The organism is Alloscardovia macacae (assembly GCF_002259705.1).
Taxonomy (GTDB): domain Bacteria; phylum Actinomycetota; class Actinomycetes; order Actinomycetales; family Bifidobacteriaceae; genus Alloscardovia; species Alloscardovia macacae.
The window spans coordinates 39,876-58,138 of the sequence record NZ_MWWT01000007.1 but is presented as its reverse complement, the minus strand read 5'-3'; the positions used below and the strand labels follow the sequence as shown (position 1 = coordinate 58,138).

At 54.4% G+C, this 18,263-nt stretch carries 18 protein-coding genes; 11 read left to right on the top strand and 7 right to left on the bottom strand.

Annotated elements, in window-relative coordinates:
* Positions 1 to 68: 68 nt before the first annotated feature.
* The 5 genes from ALMA_RS05620 to ALMA_RS05600 all read right to left on the bottom strand — a co-directional run bounded on the left by ALMA_RS05620 (position 69) and on the right by ALMA_RS05600 (position 5,997).
* Positions 69 to 1,292, bottom strand: coding sequence for a Fic family protein (locus tag ALMA_RS05620; RefSeq protein WP_094726742.1), 1,224 nt, complete (start codon positions 1,290 to 1,292; stop codon positions 69 to 71).
* Positions 1,293 to 1,604: 312 nt separating this feature from the next.
* Complete coding sequence (locus ALMA_RS05615; protein WP_148140271.1) at positions 1,605 to 2,519, bottom strand: Abi family protein; 915 nt, start codon at positions 2,517 to 2,519, stop codon at positions 1,605 to 1,607.
* 326 nt (positions 2,520 to 2,845) lie between these two features.
* Positions 2,846 to 3,676, bottom strand: coding sequence for a carbohydrate ABC transporter permease (locus tag ALMA_RS05610; protein ID WP_244568894.1), 831 nt, complete (start codon positions 3,674 to 3,676; stop codon positions 2,846 to 2,848).
* Between the two features lie 128 nt (positions 3,677 to 3,804).
* Positions 3,805 to 4,701, bottom strand: coding sequence for a carbohydrate ABC transporter permease (locus ALMA_RS05605; RefSeq protein WP_244568889.1), 897 nt, complete (start codon positions 4,699 to 4,701; stop codon positions 3,805 to 3,807).
* Between the two features lie 12 nt (positions 4,702 to 4,713).
* Entirely contained in the window at positions 4,714 to 5,997 is a 1,284-nt protein-coding gene (locus ALMA_RS05600; RefSeq protein ID WP_094726740.1) for an ABC transporter substrate-binding protein, read from the bottom strand.
* Between the two features lie 259 nt (positions 5,998 to 6,256).
* Between ALMA_RS05600 and ALMA_RS05595 the strand changes: the two genes are divergently transcribed.
* The 11 genes from ALMA_RS05595 (at position 6,257) to nrdH (ending at position 15,754) form a co-directional block, all read left to right on the top strand.
* Positions 6,257 to 7,300 (top strand): homoserine O-succinyltransferase, encoded by a 1,044-nt coding sequence (locus ALMA_RS05595; protein ID WP_094726739.1) that lies wholly within the window; start codon positions 6,257 to 6,259, stop codon positions 7,298 to 7,300.
* Positions 7,301 to 7,409: 109 nt separating this feature from the next.
* Positions 7,410 to 8,234, top strand: coding sequence for a F0F1 ATP synthase subunit A (gene atpB / locus ALMA_RS05590; RefSeq protein ID WP_094726738.1), 825 nt, complete (start codon positions 7,410 to 7,412; stop codon positions 8,232 to 8,234).
* A gap of 193 nt (positions 8,235 to 8,427) precedes the next feature.
* Complete coding sequence (gene atpE, locus ALMA_RS05585; RefSeq protein WP_086106133.1) at positions 8,428 to 8,658, top strand: ATP synthase F0 subunit C; 231 nt, start codon at positions 8,428 to 8,430, stop codon at positions 8,656 to 8,658.
* 87 nt (positions 8,659 to 8,745) lie between these two features.
* Positions 8,746 to 9,264: a F0F1 ATP synthase subunit B gene (locus ALMA_RS05580; RefSeq protein WP_086106132.1), complete on the top strand. Its 519-nt coding sequence runs from the start codon at positions 8,746 to 8,748 to the stop codon at positions 9,262 to 9,264.
* A gap of 12 nt (positions 9,265 to 9,276) precedes the next feature.
* Entirely contained in the window at positions 9,277 to 10,095 is an 819-nt protein-coding gene (locus tag ALMA_RS05575) for a F0F1 ATP synthase subunit delta (RefSeq protein WP_094726737.1), read from the top strand.
* Between the two features lie 50 nt (positions 10,096 to 10,145).
* Positions 10,146 to 11,816 (top strand): F0F1 ATP synthase subunit alpha, encoded by a 1,671-nt coding sequence (atpA, locus tag ALMA_RS05570; RefSeq protein ID WP_094726736.1) that lies wholly within the window; start codon positions 10,146 to 10,148, stop codon positions 11,814 to 11,816.
* Positions 11,816 to 12,763, top strand: a complete 948-nt coding sequence (locus ALMA_RS05565; protein WP_094726735.1) for a F0F1 ATP synthase subunit gamma — start codon at positions 11,816 to 11,818, stop codon at positions 12,761 to 12,763. Before atpA ends, ALMA_RS05565 begins: the two co-directional genes overlap by 1 nt.
* A gap of 11 nt (positions 12,764 to 12,774) precedes the next feature.
* A complete protein-coding gene (atpD, locus tag ALMA_RS05560) occupies positions 12,775 to 14,229 on the top strand; it encodes a F0F1 ATP synthase subunit beta (RefSeq protein WP_086106128.1) in 1,455 nt (484 codons plus the stop codon).
* Entirely contained in the window at positions 14,229 to 14,498 is a 270-nt protein-coding gene (locus tag ALMA_RS05555; protein ID WP_086106127.1) for a F0F1 ATP synthase subunit epsilon, read from the top strand. Before atpD ends, ALMA_RS05555 begins: the two co-directional genes overlap by 1 nt.
* Positions 14,499 to 14,619: 121 nt before the next feature.
* The gene (gene nucS, locus ALMA_RS05550; protein WP_094726734.1) at positions 14,620 to 15,339 is read left to right on the top strand and encodes an endonuclease NucS; all 720 of its coding nucleotides are present in this window, start codon (positions 14,620 to 14,622) and stop codon (positions 15,337 to 15,339) included.
* A 178-nt stretch (positions 15,340 to 15,517) separates the two neighbouring features.
* Positions 15,518 to 15,754, top strand: coding sequence for a glutaredoxin-like protein NrdH (gene nrdH, locus ALMA_RS05545; protein ID WP_169712320.1), 237 nt, complete (start codon positions 15,518 to 15,520; stop codon positions 15,752 to 15,754).
* Positions 15,755 to 15,802: 48 nt separating this feature from the next.
* Here nrdH and ALMA_RS05540 read toward each other — a convergent pair whose 3' ends face one another.
* Both ALMA_RS05540 and ALMA_RS05535 read right to left on the bottom strand, forming a co-directional pair.
* A complete protein-coding gene (locus ALMA_RS05540; RefSeq protein WP_094726733.1) occupies positions 15,803 to 16,678 on the bottom strand; it encodes a hypothetical protein in 876 nt (291 codons plus the stop codon).
* 209 nt (positions 16,679 to 16,887) lie between these two features.
* Positions 16,888 to 18,084 carry a cobalamin-independent methionine synthase II family protein gene (locus ALMA_RS05535; RefSeq protein WP_094726732.1) on the bottom strand — a complete coding sequence of 399 codons (1,197 nt, stop codon included), beginning with the start codon at positions 18,082 to 18,084 and terminating at the stop codon, positions 16,888 to 16,890.
* Positions 18,085 to 18,263 lie beyond the last annotated feature (179 nt).

Here is an 18,263-nt window from a genome sequence, read left to right as displayed (position 1 = left end):
GGTGGCTCCTATATCAGTATAGATGAGTGTATAGTATGGTTATTTTACTCGAAAGATGAACTTTATAATCATGATATTCTCAGCTCGTCTCGTAGCTTAGTGCTCGCGCTATAGCGTATCGGGCGCTTCCCTTCTATGGTGATGTAGCCTAAGGCTGCTAGGTGATCGAGAGTATTTTTTACTTTCTTGTGTCCCACGTCGAGAGCATTCATTATGTCGGTACGTGTAAGGCCGGATGTATACCGGTTAAAGAGATGCTCCTGTAGAAGTATCTCTAAGGTGTTCCGTTCGGTCGTGTTCAGGTCTGTAAAGTGCTGGGTCATAAACTGTGTGGCGGACTCAAGTATGCTGAGTTTTTCCCGTAGCTGCAGAATAAGTGATGTCTGAGCGGTCTCTATGAACGTGCCGATGCGTAAGCAGAAAGTGGTGGCATCCTGGCAGTTCAGAGGGTGCTGAACTTCATCGAAGGCATGTGCATACTGGCTCTTCGCATCTGCTATCACGGTGCTGAGAGACAGGGCTGTGCCGAGAGAGAAAAACTGCGTGAGCTGGAGAGCCATAAGATAGCGTCCAGTACGGCCATTTCCGTCGTAGAACGGGTGAATATATTCGAAAATATAATGGCTGAGCGCTATCTGGATAAGTGGTGGAATGTCATCGCGATGAATGAAATGCAGCCACTGAGTGAGTGCTTCGTGGATACGGGGCTCAGGGTACAGTCCACTGTGGAGCTGAGTGCCCTTACTGTCATCCCATACACTCACTTTTTGTGCGCGGAAAAGCTCTCCATCCAGGATATTTTCTGGAGATAATTCCCCCTGAATGACGTGGTCGTACAGAGAACGAACATCTGTCAGCGAAGCGGGGAGAATGGAGTGGGACTCGATGTTCAGGAGAAGATGCGCGAACTCGCTAAAACGCGTATGGTCGTCTGGAATCCGCGCTTTTTCTAGTGCGCTCGCTATCTCCTGGTGAGTGCTGTGCACTCCTTCTATGGCATTCGTAGTCTGAAGCTCGGAGCCTATAAGATCATAGAGATACGAATGTGCTGCTATGGTCGGTAAAGTACTCCATAGCTGATGAATCTCTAACTCATTCTTTTCTAATGTCACATGAAGATTCTGAATCTCTGCTGTACCTATGGCGAAGACTTCGTGATCAGCGAAAGTGATGCCACTACGAAAAGAAGCGAAATTCTCGAGCCTACGCGTGTATTCCTCTTCTGCTTGTTCTGCTGGCATGCGTGTGGAGGTGCTCATAGCGACGTATTTGCGTATGGTCTGGTACTGCATAATGGTCTTTTACCTCCGAAAGGCGTGTAAGAGAAAAATAATACCTACTATTTTACACTACAAAAGTGCAAAAAATTATAAAAGACACTTATAGTATCTAAACTTGGACTTCTCAGTATGTACTAAAGTGTCTTTTTGACTAAAAGACACTTTTACATAACGCGCGGCTGCTTTCCTTTATCTCATAGAGCGACGAAGGAAAGCAGTCAAAGAGATAGTTCTCAACTTGTGCGTGGGGTAGAAGTGAGCATTTCTTGACTGATATTCCGGATGCGAAGAGACTCGCGAAGAGTGTCGCCACGGCAGGCGCGCTCATTCCTTACTCTTCTGGTCTAAAAGATACTGACGGTATTTTTTAGATTCTCGTGCTATCTCCTGCCACCACAAATAGTCATCCATATTAGGTATGCCCATTGCTTGGATGATTTCTCTGGAATGGGTAGGAACTCCAGACTCTATTTTGTGGAGCAGTATTTCTATCTTTTTAAGAAGTTCGAGGTACTCTGATTTAGGTATGACTAACGCTAAGTCTTTAATGAGCTGAAACACGGTAGCGTTATTATTATGTGGTCGTGCGCAGTACAGTCTTTCATCATGTGCACAGATGTTTCGGAACTCCTTGATTCTACGGTAGATAGAGTCGAGCTTTTTCGCTGATATCGTACGGTGAATTTTATGGGATGAGTTATAGACGTGCGTATAAAGCTGGGCTACAGCTCCTCTTACCTCTGGTTTTTGTGTTTGAAAGAACCAGAACATCTGTCCGAGTGTGAGGTCATTTGAGAGAACCCACAGTGGGACTTCGCCATTATGCATTTCGATGCAGTGGCGGATATAAGGCTTTGTCCTATTACCTACTGATTCAGGTGAACTATTATTCTGGATGATCTTTTTTAGTTCATGTAAAAGTAAGCTTACTTGATGCGACATAGAAGAGTTGTAATGTTCGGCACGGAGATATGCATTTGGCTCATTTTGATGATACTCAGTAAAACAGTAGGCACATGAGGTTCGTAGAAAAGCTTCTGCTCGAATAATAGCAGAGAAAATGAGACATCTTAAGTCACGATCGAAGGTGAACAATTGATAGAGATGGTCAAATGTGGTTCCATTTACAAACGTATCCGCATGAGGCGACTCAAGAAAAGGCGTTTTGTAGCCATTAATGATGCTGTAGTATCCTTCGCGCTGAAGAATTTCGCCAGTTTTAGAGTTTGCTATAATCATTCCGCGTGACTCGAGGAGTTTTATTTGCTGCTGTATGGTCAGGAATGGCTTGTGCACTGTAACCTCCTCGTTTCCCTAATGCACGAAACCCATCCACTGATCAACTCTCAGCGGATGGGTTTCGCGAACTGGACACTGCCCAGCTTCATCACACTTCTATTCTATAATGAGTATGAATTCTAGTCAATAAGCGCGGGTTTCGTATAAGAAATTACGGTGGATTACCTAAGTATTTTATACCTAATTACAAAAGCGCCCTCCTCGACCTCATACACGAGAGATCGAGAAGGGCGCCTGTAGTGGATGAATTGACAGCCGAAAAAAGCTTACTTCACCGCACCGCGCATTACGCCAGAAACCACCCAGCGCTGAGCCAGGATATACACGACCAGAACAGGCGCCATGGCCATGAGGTAGGACGCGAAGGCCACAGGGTAGTTCGTCGTAAACTGCGAGGAGAAGACGTACTGCGACAGCTGCAGGGTAGCAGAAGACTGATCGGTCAGGATGATCAGAGGCAGCATAAAGTCATTCCATACCCACAGAACGGTCATCACGGCGATGGTCGCGTTTATAGGCCCCATGAGCGGGAAGATGATGGTCCAGAAGACGCGCCATGTGGACGCGCCGTCGATGCGGGCCGCCTCTTCGAGCGATACCGGGATGGAACGGATGAAGCCGATTCCTATGAACAGATTCGTGCCCAAGCCCAGAACGATGTACAGGATGATCAGCCCCATCTGGTTATCCAGTCCGAGCCAGCCCATCTCGCGCGCCAGAGGCAGCATGATGACGGTGAACGGCACGAACATAGCGGCCACGAAGAAGTAGTACATGAACTTAAAGAACGGACGGTCCATGTTTCGCGCCACAGCATAGGCCACGAAAGTATTCGTGAGCAGAGTGAGTACGGTGGCAGCTACTGTGATGATAAGCGTGTTCCACACTGCACGCGGGTAGTTTACGAGGTCCCATGCCTGCGCGTAGTTCGACCAGTTCCAGATGGATGGAAGCTCGAGGCCGCCTATGGACGCGTTATCCTTCAGGGAGGAGACGAACGCGAAGTACAGCGGTACGAGCACGGTCAGAGACAGCACTGCAGTGAGAGCTGTCAGAGGCCAGTTCACGCGGTTTTCTTTCGACAGGCGCAGCTTCATGCCGTCCTTGCTCCCGGCTTTTCCGGAAGCCGAGCCGGACTTAGCGGCGCCGCCCGCGTTCAGCGAGTTACGGCCCTGACGTGCCATGGAGCCGAGCTGTGTTTTATTCGTAGTATTCGTAGCACTCATTAGATCTGCTCCCTCTTCGAGAAGAATGTCAGCTGTACGAAACCGATGAGCGCCAGCAGGATGAAGTACACCACTGCGTCAGCGGTCTGGTAGGCATACTCGCCACCGGTCAAGCCGTTCGAGTAAATAAGGTACGACACCGTTTCGGTGGCCTCCGATGGGCCGCCGCCGGTTAATGCCACGATCTGGTCGAAGGCACCGAGCGCGCCCTTCAGCGACAGTACTGCATTAATGGTCACGAACGGTCCGAGCAGTGGGAAGGTGATCTTCCAGAAGCCCTGCCAGGCATTCGCGCCGTCTATCTCGGCAGCTTCGTACACTTCCTGGTCTATGGTCTGCAGGCCCGCGAGGTAGAGCAGTGTGTTATATGCCACGGACTGCCATACGCTCACGAAGACGATAGGAATCCAGGCGAGCTGTGCATTCGTGAGCATGGATTCGCTCAGCCAGTCGATGCCGAGCGCCTGCCCCAGAGCTGGCAGAGGATTCATGAAGATGTAGCGGAATACATAACCGATGATGAGCACTGCCAGGGTGTATGGGATGAAGAAGATGGCACGGAAGCCACCCTTAAAGGCGATGTGCGAGTTCAGCAGCACCGCCAGGAACATGGCGATGAGGTTCACCAGCACAGCGATGAGTACTGCGATGAAGATGGTAAAGCCATACGCATGCCACACGCGCTCGTCCTGGAACAGCGCGATGTAGTTACTGAAGCCTATCCACTTCGAGTCTCCGAATCCCTGTGAATTCGTAAACGAGTACATAATGCCCTGAATGAACGGGACATACAGGAAGAATGCGAAGATGATGGCTGCTGGAATGGTCATCCAGTAGTATGCGCGGTCCACTTTTGCGCGGATATTTGTGTGTGTCGTTTTCACTGAGTCTTTCACGTCCACGCCTCCTTAGTTAAAGTTCCTCGACTGGACCTTATCGTAGGAATTCTGCATGTTCGAGATGAACTGGTCCACGTTACCCGTGGTAACGAGGCCCTGCAGATATCCCGCGAGGTCTACGGATGATGGAATCTGATGATCAGAGAAGTCCACGATGCGGTTTTCGCGGAAGAATGGCAGAACGGACTTAATTTCGTCCGCGCCGGCTTCCGTGTTCTTCAGCGGCGTGAAGGCGAAGTTATCCTTCGCATACTGCATCACGTTTTCTTCATCGAGCAGGAACTCGATGAACTGACGTGCTTCCTTCTCGTGCTTCGTCGTCGCGCTCATGGTCAGGACCACGTCGTCGCCGGCTGTGAGCTTCTGCTCGCTGGCGTCGTTCGTGGCAGGCATCTGTGCAAACGTAAGCTTAATGTCTGGTTTTACGCTCGTCACCTGTGGGATGGCGTACGTGCCGAGCGGCAGCATGGCGGCTTTTCCGTTCGCGAAGTCCTGAGTGGCCTGCTGGTACGTGACGCCTTTATTCTTCTGTGCGTACTTGAAGAGTTCAATTTCTTTCTGCGCCACATCAGTCCACAGCTTCGAGAAGGTGGTCTCCTTCGTGCGCAGCTTCGCATAGTCCTCCAGAGGAACCATGGTGCCCGTCAGGGACCCGAGAGGTGCCTGCAGGGTCCAGGTATCTGCCCAGGATGCTTCCACTGGGGTGATGCCAGCATCCTGAATCTGCTTCAGTGCAGCGATGAACTCATCCCAGGTCTGAGGAGGATTATCTGGGTCGAGGCCAGCCTGAGTCCACAGGTCGCGGTTTATGATGTACCCGGATGCATTACCTGCGTATGGCAGAGCGTAGAGCTTCTTCTTCGAGGTGTCTGACGACTGGATGAGCTCACGAGAAATCTGCATCATGCCCTCGTTCAGCTTCTTCGTAATAGGGTCGCCTTCCCAGTTATGGTAGACGCCAGCTGCTGCGAACATACCGTAGTTCGCGTCCCCATTCAGGGTGAGGACGTCTGGCACGCGGCCCTTCACCAAACGGGTGCGCATATCCGTGGACGCATTCGCTGTGTTATTAATGTTTATCTTAATGTTCGGATGCTTCTGCTCGAATTCACGTGCTTTCTTCGTGAACCAGCCAGCAGCTTCGGCCTTAAACTGGAAGAAGTCGAGCGTGACAGTGCTCGAGTTCGTGGCGCCGCACGCACTGAGGGCAGAGCCGGCTAAAGCCAGTGTTACTGCGGCTGCAGTGACTCGCCCCGCCATCTTCTTCAGTCTCAGGATGCCATGGTTTTTCATAATGACTCCTTTGTGTGTAACCAGTCGTCGTGAGCGGTCGTCGGACACGTCGGCTGATCCTCTCCTGTGAAGCACTACTATACTCCGAGAAACCAGAATTTGTGAGATTTTGTTCGTTACGGCGTGTTGCACACGTTTTCATGTGGGGTATATGTTCGTTTATGTTCATTAGACCCGTTCGCTGCGCGATGGAGTGAGCGCTTTTTTCACGCGGTGAGGAGTTAAGCAGGATATACCCGCATTCCGGCATAATGGAACTATGCCGGTAAAGTTTCCTGAAGGCCTTCCAGCCCAGAAGATCCTGAATGAAGAACGCATCTTCGCTATGAGTGAGCGCGATGCGCAGGAACAGCATGTGCGCCCTCTGCGCATCTGCATTCTGAACCTCATGCCGAAGAAGATAGAGACGGAGACGCAGATCCTACGCCTCATCTCGAAGTCTCCACTTCAGGTAGATGTGGACTTTATGCGTGTGGACTCTCATGCGTCCACACATACGAGTGCCGACCATCTCATTAAGTTCTATGAGACTTTCGAAGACCTGAAAGAGAATTATTACGACGGCTTCATCATCACAGGCGCTCCCGTGGAACACCTGGACTTCGAGGATGTGGATTACTGGGATGAGCTCACACGCATTATAGACTGGGCGCAGAGTCACGTTTTTTCTGTGGTGTATCTGTGCTGGGGAGCTATGGCAGGACTGCACTATAGATATGGTATCGATAAGCACGTCGAGGATCATAAAGTCTTCGGTGTTTTCAGCCAGTATCTGCAGGACGAGTATAACTTCCTCACGAATGGCTTCGACGAAATCTGTCTACAGCCCCACTCGCGCGTGGCGAGCATGGATGAAGAGCAGATAGCGCATCGCTCCGAGCTCCAGGTGCTTACGCAGGGACCTCAGTCCGGTTCGGGACTCATCGCCACGAGAGACCTGTCCGAAGTCTTCATCCTCGGCCACTGGGAGTATGTGCGCGACACGCTGGCAGCTGAGTATGAACGTGACCTCGCACGCGGACTAACGAACGTGCCCTTCCCGGTAAACTACTACCCGCATGATGATGCACAGCTGGCCCCACTGTTCTCCTGGCGTGCTCACGCGAACCTTCTGTGGAGGAACTGGCTGAACTGGGTCTACCAGACCACACCGTATGACCTCGCTGAAGTTCCTCAGCTGAAAGAAAAGGGAGAATTGGGCACAGATAGGAACATCACGCACGAACCGGCGCCCGCTCGCACGGACGGCTACACGCCATTCGCCGGCACGCGGTACGGGGTAAGCGCGGTGTCCACACGGTGAGTCGCGGGTAGGCGGATGTCTTTTCGCCGAGTAAACTAGTGTGAGTTTGCATAGACGTGCAGGGAGCATACAGCCCACAGCACATAGCTATGCAGGGAGGAGATGACAGATGAATGGTGCAGTAAGTACAGCGCTCGCAGCGGGCTTCGTCACGCGTGCCGCTGATACCCAGGGTCCAGAGCTTCCGTCTCTGAACGAATTCCTGCCTCCGGAGATCATCTTCGCGGGCACGCCTTTCGCGATAAACCGCATCATCCTCGTACGCATGGTAGCCACCGCGGTCATCCTTCTCGTACTGGGGCTGACGGCGAAGCGCGCGAAGCTCGTGCCGGGGCGCTGGCAGGGTTTCGTGGAGTTTCTCCTCGAGTTCGTCCGTAATAACATCGTCTACACGGTTATCGGTGAGCTGCGCGGAAAAAAGTACATCCCTATGATCACCACCATGTTCCTGACCATTCTGGTCTTTAACCTGTGCGGTGTCATCCCGGGTGCGAACATCGCGGCCACGGCCACCATAGCCATGCCGCTGGTCTTCGCGGTATGGACTCTCGTGCAGTACTGGGCAGCAGGCATCGCGTCGCACGGACTGGGCGGCTTCCTGAAGGAAGAGCTTTTCCCAGCAGGCGTGCCATGGCCGGTGTATATTCTGCTCACGCCTATCCAGCTTCTGGAGATAGTGATCATCCGACCATTCTCCCTTACGCTTCGACTCTTCGCGAACATGCTGTCTGGTCACCTTCTCGTGGCCATCATGCTGGCTATGTCGAACTACTTTATCCTCGAAGCTCAGGGAGCCTTGAAGGGCGTGGGCGTCCTCTGGTTCCTCGGAAGCTTCGCACTGACTGGCTTCGAGATATTCGTGGCAGGGCTGCAGGCATTCATCTTCTGCATCCTCTCCTGCGTATACATCAGCCAGAGCCTCGGCGAGGAGTAGACCGCGCGCTCGTGTGAGGGCGCTCATATGGGGGCGCTGTGTGCACTCGCACGCACGCACTCGCACTCGCGTACGAGCACGCACGCACTCGCAAGCACACCCGTACACTCGCCACATTAAGACTTTGTGGGGTGCCATGAAAGGGTTTAGCCCGGAAGTGACATCGCACATAAAAACAAACGAAAGGATTACCATGGATCTCGTAACTCTCGCAGCTATCGCAGGTAACATCTCTGTTCTGGGCTACGGCCTGGCTGCTCTCGGCCCTGGCATAGGCCTGGGCATCATGTTCGGTAAGGCTCTCGAGTCCACCGCACGCCAGCCAGAAGCTTCCGGTAAGCTGAACGTGATCATGTACATCGGCCTGGCCATCATCGAAGTTCTGGCACTGCTCGGCTTCGTGGCCTTCATGATGGCTCAGTAAGAACAGCGCTCGACATCATACGGTATACGAGAACTCCATTAGGACTACGTTCTCGTTCATTTTTCGACGTAAAGGAAAGGAGGAAGCATGCCATTAGCTGAAGAAGCAAGCGGTCTCGCACTGTTCCTTCCAGAAAGCTATGACCTCTTCTGGTCTGCTGTTATCCTCGTCATCCTCGCAGCGTTCTTCTACTTCTTCTTCATGCCGAAGTTTAACCAGATCTTCGACGAGCGGGCTGATAAGATTCAGGGCGGTTTCGACCGCGCTGCTCAGGCTCAGGCCGAAGCTGAAGAGACGAAGAAGCAGTACGAAGATCAGCTCAGGAGCGCTCGTACTGATGCTTCGAAGATTCGTGAAGATGCTCGCAGTGAAGCTGCACGTATCGTCGCTGATGCGAAGAAGCGTGCAGAAGCGGAGGCTGAGCAGGTCTCTGCTGCAGCACAGAAGTCCATCGAGGCTCAGCGTGCTCAGGCTCTCGTGAGCTTGAAGGGCGAGGTGGGCGCCATCGCTACGGCTCTGGCTGGAAAGATTCTGGGCAGTAAGCTCGACAGCGCTGACGTTCAGTCTTCGATGATAGATGACGCTATTAGCGAGCTCGAACGCTAGAGGAGGTGACCTATGCACGGTGAAGCATCATTAGCATCCGAAAAGCGCGTGCGCGAAGAGTTTTCCGCTCAGCTGCGCGCGGAGGGTGAGCATGCTTTAGAGATAGCACGTCAACTCCTCGATACCACGGCTGTCCTCGACGCGAACGCCCGTCTCCAGCGTGCTTTAACCGACCCAGGTCGAAGCGCTGACGAACGTGTAGCTCTCGCAGATACGCTTTTCGGTGGCAGAGTGGATGCTCTCACAGACAGCATCCTGTCGTCTCTGGCAGCTAAGCGCTGGAGTAAGGCCATGCACATCGTGAATTCCCTTGAGGATATCGCTGTGGATGCCGTCTTCTTCGCGGCAGATGCACAGGGCGTCACCTCCCAGGTGTCTGCGGAGCTGTCTCGCGTGCATTCCGCTCTTCTGAATCTCCCAGAAGTTCTTTCGGGACTTTCGGATACGCGTGCCTCGTGGGATGCGCGTGCGCGTCTGCTGAACTCAGTCATCCGCACGGATGAGCTGCACCCCCTCACGAAGTTCCTCATCGACCACGTGGCTCACCAGCCACGCCGCCGTCGCTTCCTGTCTGCCTTAAACTGGCTGACGGGTCGCATCTCGGAACACGAGGGAGAGCGTGTGGTGACCGTGACTACAGCGGTACCTCTGAGTGACGACCAGCGTTCGCGCATTCATGATGCGTATGCGAAAAAGCTCGGCACGAGCGTGTACATCGACTCTATCGTGGACCCGCGCGTGCTCGGTGGAATGCGCATTCAGCACGGACCGAACGTGACAGACACTACAGTAGTAGCGCAATTACAGACTTTACAGCGCGCACTCGCGTAAGCTTTCGGGCTCACAGCGCATGCTGCATAAAGACAAACTAAGGAGTGAAAATGGCAGATTTGACCATTGATCCCGCCGCTATTCGTCAGGCATTAGACGAATTCGTCGAGTCCTACACTCCGTCAAACACGCCGACTCAAGAAGTCGGATATGTAAAGACGGCGGGCGATGGAATCGCCCACGTGGAAGGCCTTCCAGGCTGCATGGCGAATGAGCTTCTCACCTTCGCCGATGGCACTCTGGGACTGGCCTTTAACCTGGACCCACGAGAAATCGGTGTGGTAGTCCTGGGCGACTTCGAGGGAATCGAGGAAGGCCAGGAAGTCCGCCGAACCGGCGAAGTTCTGTCCGTCCCAGTAGGCGACGGATATCTCGGCCGCGTGGTGGACCCACTGGGTCGCCCTATCGACGGCATGGGCGAGATTCCTAGTGAAGGACGCCGCATTCTGGAAGCTCAGGCTCCAGATGTGATGCATCGTCACCCAGTGGATGAGCCTATGGCCACCGGTATTAAGGCTATCGATGCTATGACGCCTATCGGCCGCGGCCAGCGTCAGCTCATCATCGGTGACCGCCAGACCGGTAAGACGGCCATAGCCATCGATACCATCATTAACCAGAAGGCGAACTGGGAGTCTGGTGACCCGAAGAAGCAGGTACGCTGCATCTACGTAGCCATCGGTCAGAAGGGATCCACCATCGCATCCGTGCGCGGTGCTCTCGAAGATGCTGGAGCTATGGAGTACACCACCATCGTGGCATCCCCAGCGTCGGATTCTGCAGGTTTTAAGTACATCGCTCCGTACACCGGTTCGGCCATCGGTCAGCACTGGATGTATAACGGCAAGCATGTGCTCATCGTCTTCGATGACCTGAGCAAGCAGGCAGAAGCGTACCGCTCCATCTCCCTGCTGCTGCGCCGCCCACCTGGGCGTGAAGCGTACCCTGGTGACGTCTTCTACCTCCATTCGCGTCTGCTCGAACGCTGCGCGAAGGTGTCTGATGACCTGGGTGGCGGTTCCATGACCGGCCTTCCTATCATCGAGACGAAGGCGAACGACGTCTCCGCGTACATTCCTACGAACGTCATCTCCATCACGGATGGTCAGATCTTCCTCCAGTCGGACCTCTTTAACGCAAACCAGCGTCCAGCAGTGGACGTAGGTATCTCTGTGTCCCGCGTAGGCGGTGCTGCACAGACGAAGGCACTGAAGAAGGTCTCTGGTACGCTGAAGATCTCGCTGGCACAGTACCGTTCGCTCGAGTCCTTCGCTATGTTCGCATCCGACCTGGATGCGGCCTCGAAGGCACAGCTGACGCGTGGTGCACGCCTGACCGAGCTCTTGAAGCAGCCACAGTACACTCCATACTCCTCGGAGCAGGAAGTGGTATCTGTGTGGACGGGTACGCATGGAAAGCTCGACGATCTCGAGATAGCAGACGTCCTGCCATTCGAAAAGGGACTGCTCGACTACGTGGCGCATAACACGGACATCCTCGACGTCATCCGTGAAACCGGTGACTTCACTGCTGAGACCGAAGCTAAGCTCAGCGAGGCAGTGGATGCCTACCGTGACACGTATGTGAAGGTGGACGGTACTCCGCTCATCGACCACACGGCGGATCCTGGCTTCGTCCCAGCTGAGGTGGAGCAGGAGACGCTCGTGGCGCGTAAGTCGAAGAAGCAGACGGCTCAGAAAGCAGATAAGGCAGATAAGTAATGGCCTCTCAGCTCGCATTTAAATCACGCATAGCATCGACCGAGTCGCTGGAGAAGATCTTTAACGCTCAGGAGATGATAGCGTCTTCGCGCATCGCTAAGGCACGTGACGTGGCCTTAGCCGCGAAGCCGTATTCGGATGCGATATTTCATGCTGTGAAAGCTATGGCTTCCCACACCGTGCTGAACCACCCTATTTTGGGTAAGAACGAAAAGAATAACCGTGTGGCTGTGCTGGCACTGACCTCGGACCGCGGTATGGCAGGGGCGTATACCTCTTCCATTATCCGTGAGACCGAGGCTCTGCTTCAGCGCCTCGAATCAGATGGAAAGCACCCTGAGCTTTTCGTCTACGGCCGCCGTGGAGTCTCGTACTATAAGTACCGTAACCGCGACGTAGCAGCCACATGGGAAGGCAGCACGGACGCCCCAGGAGTGGATATCGCTGAGAAAATCGGTACCGCACTTTATGAGGCATACATGAAGCCAGCGAAGGAAGGCGGCGTCAGCGAGTTCTACATCGTCTTCACTGAGTTCATTAACATGGTGACGCAGAAAGTACGCATTATCCGTATGCTTCCTGTGGAAGTGGAGCTTGTGGATGACTCGTACGAGGGGCACGTGCAGAAGGATAAGCGCTCTTCTGCTTCTGTGACCACTTTCGGGCACACATCGTACCCACTGTACAGCTTCGAGCCGAGCCCAGAGAAGGTTCTGGACTACATCCTGCCGAAGTATGTGCAGTCTCGCATTCACGAATGCCTGCTCACTGCTGCAGCATCCGAAACCGCGAGCCGTCAGAATGCTATGCACACGGCCACGGATAACGCACGAAGCCTCGTAGAGGAGCTGACTCGTAAGCTGAATGCTTCTCGTCAGGCTTCGATTACTCAGGAACTTACCGAAATCATCGGCAGTGCGGATGCACTGAATAACGAGGAAGAATAGGAGGCCGCCACATGGCAGAAGAAACTAATAAGCCTGCACAAGGCCGCATTATTCGCGTCCAGGGCTCGGTTATCGACATCGAGTTCCCGTTCGGACACTTGCCAGAGATTTATAACGCTCTGACCACCACTATCGAGGGTGTGCAGGGTGAAGAAGGCACGAGTTCCACCACCATTACTCTGGAAGTGGAGCAGCACCTCGGCGATTCCATCGTGCGCGCTGTGGCTCTGAAGCCTACCGATGGTTTGGTGCGAGGCTCTCTGGTCACGGATACTGGTGGCCCTATCGAGGTGCCTGTGGGAGATGTGACGAAGGGTCACGTCTTCGACGTATCCGGTAACATTCTGAACGCCCGCGACGACGAGCATATCGAGATTAAGGAACGCTGGTCCATTCACCGTAGCGCTCCAGCCTTCGACCAGCTCGAGTCGAAGACGGAGATGTTCGAGACGGGTATTAAGGTCATCGACCTGCTCACCCCATACGTTCAGGGCGGTAAAATCGGCCTGTTCGGTGGTGCTGGTGTGGGTAAGACCGTGCTCATCCAGGAGATGATTCAGCGCGTGGCACAGAACCACGGCGGTGTGTCCGTCTTCGCTGGTGTGGGTGAGCGTACCCGTGAGGGTAATGACCTCATCGGTGAGATGGATGAAGCAGGCGTGCTCGAGAAGACCGCTCTGGTCTTCGGCCAGATGGATGAGCAGCCAGGTACGCGTCTGCGCGTGCCGCTGACCGCTCTGACCATGGCAGAGTACTTCCGTGATGTGCAGAACCAGGACGTGCTCCTGTTCATCGATAACATCTTCCGCTTCACGCAGGCAGGTTCTGAGGTGTCCACACTTCTGGGCCGTATGCCATCGGCAGTGGGTTACCAGCCTAACCTGGCCGATGAGATGGGTTCGCTTCAGGAGCGTATTACTTCGACGCGTGGTCATTCCATTACGTCGCTGCAGGCTATCTACGTTCCTGCAGATGATTACACGGATCCAGCTCCTGCGACCACCTTCGCGCATCTGGACGCCACCACCGAGCTCGCGCGTGACATCGCTGCGAAGGGTATCTACCCAGCAGTAGATCCACTGAGCTCCACTTCGCGTATTCTGGACCCTCGTTACGTCGGCCAGGCACACTACGAGACGGCGAACCGCGTGAAGGCTATCCTCCAGCGTAATAAGGAGCTGCAGGACATCATCGCGCTCATCGGTATCGATGAACTGTCCGAAGAAGATAAGACCACGGTGGCGCGTGCTCGTCGCATCGAGCAGTTCCTCGGTCAGAACTTCTACGTGGCAGAAAAGTTCACCGGCCGCCCTGGTTCGTATGTGTCCGCTGACGAGACTGTGGAAGCCTTCAAGCGCATCTGCGACGGTGTGTATGACCACATTCCAGAGCAGGCGTTTACTGGCATCGGCGGTATCGAGGACCTCGAGCGCAAGTGGCATGACATGCAGAAGGATCTCGCATAATGGCTCAGACAGCAGGACGTACCATGGATGTGAACATCGTGGCAGAAGACCGTCCGCTCTGGTCTGGTCAGGCGACGTCCGTAGTCGTTCCCGCTCTGGGCGGCTACATGGGCATTCTGCCAGACCATGAGCCTGTGCTCGCCATCGTAGGCGCGGGGACTATCTCTGTGACCTGCGTGGATGAGGAGAAGTCCTTCCCGGTGGAAGGCGGCTTCATCTCGTTCGAGGAGAATACGCTGACCATAGGCGTGGATAAGGCCTTCTGCTAGGCTCGATGCATCCGTATCTGTCCGCGTAGCGTTCGTTTTTTGAGCGCTGCGCGGACTTTTTTCTGCCAATTTTCCCTCGAGCATATCCGCCTGTACCCGCATTCGGTTAGGCTAGGACATCATGAGAATACTAGTGGCTGACTGCTCCGCTCAGTACACGGGCAGGCTGAATGCATCCCTTCCTCGCGCGACACGCGTTATCTTGATAAAGGCAGACCAGTCCTGCCTCATCTTTTCCGAACTCGGGAACTATAAACCTCTGAACTGGATGCTCTCTCCGTGTACTTTGCGGGAGATAGTGCCTGGTAGCTCGCGCTATGCAGCTGTGGCGGAATCCCTCGGATACGAGGATGTGCCGAAGTATCTTCAGATTACCTCGGATAAAACGAATGATGTGCTCACCATAGCACTCTGGGAGATTCATTCGGATACGGCATATGACCTCGGCGAAGATCCTGGTATCGATAAGGACGGGGTGGAGGCACACCTGCAGAAGTACCTCGCCGAGCAGATTAACCGCGCGGGCGTGGGGATGCGTCTCGTACGGCGCGAGTATCCTACCGCTATAGGTCCGGTGGATATCATGGCTGTGGATGGCGATGGTACCCACGTGGCCATAGAGATAAAACGTCATGGAGGCATAGGGGGAGTGGAGCAGCTCACACGCTACTGCGAGTTACTGAACCGTGACCCGCTGCTCGCTCCTGTGCGTGGTATCTTTGCTGCTCAGACCATCACTCCACAGGCACGCACGCTGGCTGAAGACCGTGGATTCGAGTGTCTTTTGCTGGATTATGATGACATGAAAGGCACCGAATCTGACGAGCTCATGCTCTTCTAAGAGGCTCGAAAAGCAGGCAGATTTCTCTGTGATACATCCCACACAAAACACGATATCTAGGGGTAAGCCTAGAGAAAATATGGCGTGTCTAGTGGTGTCGGATATTTGCCTTCTGGAGAGGGGCGCGCTAAGATAATCACTTAGTTTTGATTTTTCGTCACGTTTATGAAGAAGGTTTATGATGGTTACCGTGTACTCGAAGAGCCACTGCGTCCAGTGTAATGCTACGAAGCGTCAGCTCGCGAAGCTCGGCGTAGAATACACCGAGATTAACCTCGAGCAGGATGCTGAAGCTCTCGAGAAGTTTAAGGCTGCAGGCTTCATGCAGGCACCTATCGTGGTCGCTGGTGACGAGACCTGGAGCGGATACCGTCCAGACCTTCTGAAGAAGGTCGCTGCAGAGGTGAACGCATAAGACGCTTAGCGAGTAAGGCAGGAGCCCGGGGATTCCCGGGCTTTTCTTTTACCCGAGCATCATGCGGTGGAGCCGCTCATCATCGCTGACACGGGGTACCTTGACTCTCTCCAGCTTCGCTATAAAGTTCCCCTCTGAGTTCGGGGTAGGAATGAAGTCCTTATCCGTGAGCTTTGCCTTATGGATTTTACGCATAAAGAGTCGTTCGGAGAGCGTGGCGCGCTCGAGCAGGCGGCCGAACTCGTCGTGGTCACGCACGGTGGGGTCCAGAGTGGGCACCTCGAATCCAGCGGTGATAATGTGCGCGCGGATACGGGAGTCGAGGTAGCTTCCCGTTCTCAGATCTGTAAAAAGCAGACGGTCGAAGGCCAGCTGGCCGTGTTCGCAGTCTGTCCACGCGCGTGCTTCGTCGAGAATCTGGCCGAGAGTGAGGTCGCTGAGACCGAGAAGCTGGTCGCACAGGGCGAGTCCGTGCTCGAAGGGGAGTACACGCATACAGTCGAACATGGTACGAGGCAGGGATGTGGTGATGGCTCCATGCTGAAGGCCGATGACGTCATTAATCTTTACATAGAGGCAGCTGAGCCAGTCGCGCGTGGTACACGCCTCGAGCACGTGGTCGATGAGCTCGGTGGGGCAGGAGTCCTCGATGTGGTGGAAGCACACGCGCTGCTCTGAGGCTTCGCGTACTTTGAGTATCTCGTCTGGAGGAGGACCGAGGACGTCGCCTTCGGCGCGGGTCTGTGTGGCCACGTGGACGTATTCATGGAGCTCTATGGACGGATAGGCGCCATAGAGCATGGCAGCGGAGACGCAGCTTAAAGGCCACTGAGGGTGGTTTCGTACGCAGATGGCTATGTTCATGGCCATGATGATGTGTTCGAGGGAGGTAAACTGCTCGAAGAAGGAGGAGTGCAGAGTCATATCAGGTGTCTTTCTCGTCGTGAAGTGGGATCTCGTGTACACCAGTATGAGGCTCAGAACCCCAGGAATCAAGCCAGAAAGAGCACTGTTAGCAGATGTGAATATCCGTGTCGCGAAGGGGAGTTATCTACCGAAAAACGTGTGAAAAAGTGGTGGGTTATTCACATATGTGAATAACCCACCACTGAAAGAAACAGGGAAAATTGACCTTAAGCCAGACGCTCGGACGCGAGCTGAGCGCCCTTCGCGAGCGTCTCGAGCTTCGCCCACGCGATGTGCGAGTGGCAGCGGCCGCCCAGACCGCAGTCCGTAGACGCCACGACGCGGTCCGCACCTACGATGGAGGCGAAGCGCTCGATGCGGTCGGCCACGAGCTCAGGATGCTCCACGATGTTCGTCACGTGCGAAACGACGCCAGGAATGAGGTACTTCTCTGCAGGCAGCTCGATGTCCTTCCAGATCTTCCACTCGTGCTCGTGGCGAGCATTTGCAGCTTCGAAGGTCAGACCGTTCGCGTTCACGGACAGAGCCAGGTCCACCACGTTCTTAAACTCGAGATCCGTGGAGTGTGGGCCATGCCAGGAGCCCCAGCACACGTGGTAGCGCACGAGGTCAGGGTCGATGCCGTCCAGAGCGTAGTTCAGAGCTTCGATGCGCACGCGGGAGAACTCGCGGTACTTTTCCAGAGGCGGCTCGACCTTAAACTGATCCCAGGATTCAGTCAGGTCTGGAGCGTCTATCTGCACCGTCAGGCCCGCGTCCGTAATGGTCTTATATTCTTCGCGCAGAGCCTTCGCCCATGCCCATACAGCAGCTTCATCATCCTCGTAGTACGTGTTCCCCACACGTGCTGCAGATGCTGGGGACAGGCTCGCCACGAAGCCGTCGGAGACTGGCTTTCCAGCCTTCTCGAGAGCTTCCTTCAGAGCTGCGATGTCGCGCTGAACGACGGCCTGGCCGGTGTAGGTAATCTCGCCGGTGACCGTAGGGAAGATCCATGGCTTGCGGTCTGCCAGGTGAATGCCGGAGGTAGGATCTGCATACGCGTCTGCGAAGGCGACCCAGTCGCGACGGTCGGTCATCGCATCCAGCTCGAGCTTTCCTTCTGGAGTAGGCTTATGCTCAGGAACGTGGTCGAGGACTTCGAGGCCGCTGAAACGGGTGAAGGAGTAGCTCCACCACGCGCCGTAGTCCACCTTCTCGGTCATGGCATGACCGTACTCGCCGTCGTTTACGATGTCGATGCCGAGCGCCTTTTGCTTTGCGACGACGGCGTCCGTTTCCGTGGTGACGATTTCGGCGAGCTGCTCGTCCGAGATTTCGCCTGCCTGGTGCTGTGCGTTCGCCTTCAGCAGCGCGTCCGTACGTGGGAGGGAACCGACGTGCGTAGTGCGTATCTGTGCCATGTTTTTTACTCCAATTTTCTAGTATTTTTCAGGTGATGTCCTTCATGCTACAGGATGTGACGCGCTCGGGGAGGGGTTTTGCGTGAATTCGGTATATGTGTATCTTATAGCGCGTGTGGAAAACGGCGGAATGATGCGGTTTAGAGTATGAAAAAAGCACCAAACCGCGAAAGCGCCTG

Bases quoted from the DNA above. Each gene is read 5' to 3' on its own strand.
- ALMA_RS05555 (WP_086106127.1), top strand. From the start codon at position 14,229: ATGGCTCAGACAGCAGGACGTACCATGGATGTGAACATCGTGGCAGAA.
- ALMA_RS05565 (WP_094726735.1), top strand. From the start codon at position 11,816: ATGGCCTCTCAGCTCGCATTTAAATCACGCATAGCATCGACCGAGTCG.
- ALMA_RS05540 (WP_094726733.1), bottom strand. From the start codon at position 16,678: ATGACTCTGCACTCCTCCTTCTTCGAGCAGTTTACCTCCCTCGAACAC.
- nrdH (WP_169712320.1), top strand. From the start codon at position 15,518: ATGATGGTTACCGTGTACTCGAAGAGCCACTGCGTCCAGTGTAATGCT.
- ALMA_RS05620 (WP_094726742.1), bottom strand. From the start codon at position 1,292: ATGCAGTACCAGACCATACGCAAATACGTCGCTATGAGCACCTCCACA.
- atpD (WP_086106128.1), top strand. From the start codon at position 12,775: ATGGCAGAAGAAACTAATAAGCCTGCACAAGGCCGCATTATTCGCGTC.
- ALMA_RS05615 (WP_148140271.1), bottom strand. From the start codon at position 2,519: ATGATTATAGCAAACTCTAAAACTGGCGAAATTCTTCAGCGCGAAGGA.
- atpB (WP_094726738.1), top strand. From the start codon at position 7,410: ATGAATGGTGCAGTAAGTACAGCGCTCGCAGCGGGCTTCGTCACGCGT.
- atpA (WP_094726736.1), top strand. From the start codon at position 10,146: ATGGCAGATTTGACCATTGATCCCGCCGCTATTCGTCAGGCATTAGAC.
- ALMA_RS05600 (WP_094726740.1), bottom strand. From the start codon at position 5,997: ATGAAAAACCATGGCATCCTGAGACTGAAGAAGATGGCGGGGCGAGTC.
- ALMA_RS05580 (WP_086106132.1), top strand. From the start codon at position 8,746: ATGCCATTAGCTGAAGAAGCAAGCGGTCTCGCACTGTTCCTTCCAGAA.
- ALMA_RS05610 (WP_244568894.1), bottom strand. From the start codon at position 3,676: ATGAAGCTGCGCCTGTCGAAAGAAAACCGCGTGAACTGGCCTCTGACA.
- atpE (WP_086106133.1), top strand. From the start codon at position 8,428: ATGGATCTCGTAACTCTCGCAGCTATCGCAGGTAACATCTCTGTTCTG.
- nucS (WP_094726734.1), top strand. From the start codon at position 14,620: ATGAGAATACTAGTGGCTGACTGCTCCGCTCAGTACACGGGCAGGCTG.
- ALMA_RS05595 (WP_094726739.1), top strand. From the start codon at position 6,257: ATGCCGGTAAAGTTTCCTGAAGGCCTTCCAGCCCAGAAGATCCTGAAT.
- ALMA_RS05575 (WP_094726737.1), top strand. From the start codon at position 9,277: ATGCACGGTGAAGCATCATTAGCATCCGAAAAGCGCGTGCGCGAAGAG.
- ALMA_RS05535 (WP_094726732.1), bottom strand. From the start codon at position 18,084: ATGGCACAGATACGCACTACGCACGTCGGTTCCCTCCCACGTACGGAC.